The organism is Mesorhizobium sp. M4A.F.Ca.ET.090.04.2.1, assembly GCF_003999085.1.
GTDB lineage: Bacteria > Pseudomonadota > Alphaproteobacteria > Rhizobiales > Rhizobiaceae > Mesorhizobium.
Genome location: NZ_RZOT01000482.1, coordinates 1 through 4,799 on the forward strand (window position 1 = coordinate 1; position 4,799 = coordinate 4,799).

The 4,799-nt window shown below is 62.5% G+C and carries 3 protein-coding genes; 2 read left to right on the forward strand and 1 reads right to left on the reverse strand.

Annotated elements, in window-relative coordinates:
* Positions 1 to 1,979: long-chain fatty acid--CoA ligase (locus EN781_RS26125; protein WP_145965629.1), on the reverse strand; the 1,979-nt coding region annotated here is incomplete at its 3' end.
* 469 nt (positions 1,980 to 2,448) lie between these two features.
* Between EN781_RS26125 and EN781_RS26130 the strand changes: the two genes are divergently transcribed.
* Together EN781_RS26130 and EN781_RS26135 are read left to right on the forward strand one after the other, a co-directional pair.
* The gene (locus EN781_RS26130) at positions 2,449 to 4,047 is read left to right on the forward strand and encodes an ABC transporter substrate-binding protein (protein ID WP_126056744.1); all 1,599 of its coding nucleotides are present in this window, start codon (positions 2,449 to 2,451) and stop codon (positions 4,045 to 4,047) included.
* 45 nt (positions 4,048 to 4,092) lie between these two features.
* Positions 4,093 to 4,799, forward strand: a 707-nt coding sequence (locus tag EN781_RS26135; RefSeq protein ID WP_127400477.1) for an ABC transporter permease subunit, incomplete at its 3' end; no start/stop codon positions are given.

Consider the following 4,799-nt stretch of genomic DNA (forward strand, 5'->3'; position numbering starts at 1 on the left):
CGTCCCCCGGCGGGCGGCGCCCGCCGCAGGATCTTGCCCACCGGCGTCTTCGGCAGCTCCGTGCGGAACTCGATATATTTGGGCCGCTTGTAGCCGGTCAGGTTTTCGCGGCAGTAGGCGGTCAGCGTCTCGATCGTCAGCGCGGGATCCTTCCGGACCACGAACAGCTTCGGCACTTCGCCGGAATGCTCGTCCGGCACGCCGATCGCCGCCACTTCGAGCACGCCGGGATGCTGGGCCACGACCTCCTCCAACTCGTTCGGATAGACGTTGAAGCCGGAGACCAGGATCATGTCCTTCTTGCGGTCAACGATCTTGGTGTAGCCGCGCTCGTCCATGAAGCCCATGTCGCCGGACTTGAAGAAGCCGTCCTTGGTCATCACCTTGGCGGTCTCGTCCGGCCGGTTCCAGTAGCCCGCCATCACTTGCGGCCCGCGGATGCAGATCTCGCCGACTTCGCCGAGCGGCACATTGTTGCCGTCGTCGTCGCGGATGGCGATCTCGGTCGACGGCAGCGGCAGGCCGATCGTGCCGGTGAAGTCGCCGCCGCTGAACTTGTTGGCGGTCGCCACCGGCGAGGTTTCCGAAAGCCCGTAGCCTTCGGTGACGGGACAGCCGGTCAGCGCCTTCCAGCGCTCGGCCACACCCTTCTGCACTGCCATTCCGCCGCCCAGCGTCAGGATCAGCGGCTTGAAGTCGAGCTTGCGGAAATCCTCATTGTTGAGCAGCGCGTTGAACAGCGTGTTGAGGCCCGGGAAAATGTGGACCGGGTATTTCTCCAATTCCTTGACGAAGCCTGGAATGTCGCGCGGATTGGGGATGAGCACGTTCTGCGCGCCCTGCTGCATGCCCATCAGCGCGTTCACCGTCAGCGCGAAGATATGGTAGAGCGGCAGCGCGCAGATGAAATTGGGATGCGCCGGCTTCGGCTTCACCGCATAGGCGTCCTGCAGCCAGAGCGCGTTCTGCGCGACATTGGCAAGCACATTGGAATGCAAGAGGATCGCGCCTTTCGAGACACCGGTGGTGCCGCCCGTATATTGCAGGAAGGCGATGTCGTCGGCGCTGACGCTGGCGGGCTTGAAGGCGAGGCCGGCGCCGGCCTTCAGGGCGGCGTTGAACTTGACGTGGCCCGGCAGCGACCAGGCCGGCACCAGCTTCTTCACCCGGCGCACGACGAAGTTGACGAGCGTCCCCTTGAGGCCGCCAAGCATGTCGCCCATCGCGGCGACCACGACGTGCTTGACCGAGGTGTTGGATATCACCGCCTGCAGCGTGTTGGCGAAATTCTCGAGAATGACGATCGCCTGCGCGCCGGAATCCTTGAGCTGGTGCTCCAGTTCGCGCGGCGTGTAAAGCGGGTTGACGTTGACCACGGTGAAGCCGGCGCGAAGCACCGCCATCATCGCCACCGGGTATTGCAGCACGTTGGGCATCATCAGCGCCACGCGCGCCCCCTTCTGCAGGCCCTTCGACTGCAGAAAGGCGCCGAAGGCGGCCGACTGCCGCTCGAGCTCGGCATAGGTGATGGCCTTGCCCATGCAGACGAAGGCCGGCTGGCCGGCAAACTGCTTGCAGGCGCCGACCAGGAAGTCGCCGATCGAGCCGTAGGGCAGGGGGCCGATCTCGGCCGGCATGTTCTTTGAATAGCTTGCCAGCCACGGCTTTTCCGGCAGCCCGGCGGCAAGCTCCGTCAGCGCCTTAGGCAACCTCTTGGCCGGCGCCGGCTTCGCTGCCGGCGCTGGCGAGATCGCTTTTGTCGGAGCTGCCTTCGCGGCCGGCTTTGCGGCAGCGGGCTTTGTTGCAGCGGACTTGGCGGCAGCCGGCTTGGCCGCTGCTCGAGCTTTCGTCGCGGCAGGCTTGGCGGCCTTTCCGGCGCCAGCCTTAGCCTGTGGTTTTGCGGTGTCCTTCACAGGGGCGGCTGCCTTCGAAGCGGTCTTCGTCTTGGCCGGAGCCGTCGTCTTTGCTGCCTTCGCCACCCTGTCCCTCCCGTCGTCGTTCACTCGTGCCGCGCCGCCTCTGAATGACAGGAGCGTCCTCCGCCGCAATGGTTGCGGATTCCTCAGGAAATCCAGCGTGCCGTCTATGTATTGCGACTATCCTCGGCCATGCAAGTCTTGCCCTTGCGGCAGAACGGGAAAGATTTGCCGTCGAAATCCTTTTCTTCTCCGCTACCCGTAACGCATCTTCCTGAGCAGCGCCCATGCGAAGGAAGGCCGCGCCGCGTCGATTTCGCGAGAGCGCCGATCAATAAAAAAATGCGGTCGTTAACATTATCGTGAGCGGAAAAATCTGCTAATTTTTTCTGCCATTTTAGGAGATTGCGGATTCTTTTCCTGCTTCCCGTGGGGTACGCAAACGGGGTGTTCCAAAGCCAGAAAAACGGTGCTTATATGCGCGCTTCGCGAGCCTGCTAGAGGGGCTTGGCAGAACATCAGGGAGTGCTCAATGAAAAAGAAACTGACTTTTGCAGCCGCGTTGCTGGCTGCAAGCGTCCTCGGTGGCGTGGCCAACGCCAAGACGCTGGTCTATTGCTCGGAAGCATCGCCGGCCAATTTCGACCCGGGTACGACGACGGGCGGTAACGATTTCGACGCCTCTTCGCGCACCGTCTATTCGCGCCTTGTCGAATTCAAGCATGGCGGTACCGAGATCGAGCCCGGCCTCGCCGACAAGTGGGAAATCTCGGACGACGGCCTGGTCTATACTTTCCACCTGCATCCGGGCGTGAAGTTCCAGACCACCGACTATTTCAAGCCGACCCGCGATCTCAATGCCGATGACGTCGTCTTCTCCTTCGACCGTCAGTTCAACAAGGAAAATCCCTGGAACGGCGAGAAGTACCTCCCGAACCTGACCTGGGATTACTACACCGGCATGGACATGCCGAAATACGTCGCCAAGTGGGAAAAGGTCGATGATCTGACCGTCAAGCTGACGCTGACCGAGCCGAACGCGCCGATGCTGGCCAACCTCGGCATGGACTTCGCCTCGATCGTGTCGAAGGAATACGCCGATCAGCTCGCGAAGGACGGCAAAATGGCCGACTTCTCGACCAAGCCGATCGGCACCGGGCCGTTCCAGTTCGTCGACTACCAGCTGGATTCGGTCATCCGCTACGCGGCCAACCCCGACTATTTCAAGGGCAAGGAAAAGATCGACGATCTCGTCTTCGCCATCACGCCCGACGCCACCGCGCGCATCCAGAAGGTGCTGGCCGGCGAATGCGACGTCGCGCCCTATCCGAACCCCGCCGACATTGGCACGATCAAGGCCAACCAGGACGTCAACCTGCTCGACCAGGCCGGACTGAACATCGGCTACATGAGCTACAACACGACGATCCCGCCGCTGGACAAGCCCGAGGTTCGGCACGCGCTGAACCAGGCGATCGACCGGGAGGCGCTGATCAAGTCGCTGTTCCAGGATGCCGGCGCCACGCCGGCCCAGAACCTGATCCCGCCGACCATGTGGTCGTGGAACAAGGACGTGAAGTTCGATTCCTATGATCCGGAAGCGGCCAAGAAGGTGCTCGCCGACGCCGGGCTGAAGGAAATCCAGCTCTGGGCGTCCGACCGCGTTCGTCCGTACAACCCGAACTTCCAGCGCGCCGCCGAACTGATCCAGGCCGACTGGGCCAAGGTCGGCGTTAAGGCCGAGATCGTCAACTACGAGTGGACGAAGTATCGCGAGGAAGGCAAGAAGAAGGAGCGCCCCGGCGCCTTCCAGATCGGCTGGACTGGTGACAATGGCGATCCGGACAACTTCTTCGCCACCCTCTTCGCCTGCTCGGCAATCGGCGTCTCGAACTACTCGAGCTGGTGCGACAAGGACTTCGAGGACCTGATCCAGAAGGCCAAGAAGACCAGCGACCAGGCCGAGCGCACCAAGCTCTACGAGCAGGCCCAGGTTGTCTTCCAGAAGCAGGCCCCGGCCTTCCTCCTGGCCCACAGCCAGGTCTATGCGGTTGTGCGCAAGAATGTCAGCGGCTTCATGATGGACCCGCTAGGCATCCACCGCTTCGACGGCACCGACAAGGCCGAATAGAACTCTAGAGCGGGCGGCGCCGTACGGCGCCGCCCCTTTTTCAAGATGCTCCGATATCTTCTCAACAAAATCGCGCTTCTGATCCCGACGCTGGTCGGCATCACCATCTGTGCCTTCGCCTTCGTCAGGCTGCTGCCCGGCGACCCCATCCTCGCCATGGCCGGCGAGCATGGCGTGACGCCGGCGCGCTACGAAGAGCTCAAGGAACAGTTCGGCTACAATCTGCCGATCTGGCAGCAATATGCGCGCTACGTCGGCGAGGTCGCCACCGGCGATTTCGGTGTTTCCATCTCCTCCAAGCGGCCGGTTATCGAGGAGTTCAAGACGCTCTTCCCGGCGACGCTGGAGCTCTCCTTCTTCGCCATGATCTTCGCCATGGTGCTCGGCATCCCGGCCGGCATCTTCGCAGCGGTCAAGCGTGGCTCGTGGTTCGACCAGTCGCTGATGGGCACAGCCCTTGTCGGCTATTCGATGCCGATCTTCTGGTGGGGCCTGCTGCTGATCATCTTCTTCTCCGGCTATCTCGGCTGGACGCCGGTCTCCGGCCGCATGGGCCTGCAGTTCTTCTTCAAGCCGATCACCGGGTTCATGACCATCGACAGCATCCTCTACGGCAAATGGGATGCCTTCCGCTCGGCACTCAGTCACCTCGTGCTGCCGGCGATCGTGCTCGGCACCATCCCGCTGGCGGTGATCGCCCGCCAGACGCGCTCGGCCATGCTCGAGGTGCTGGGCGAGGACTATGTCCGCAC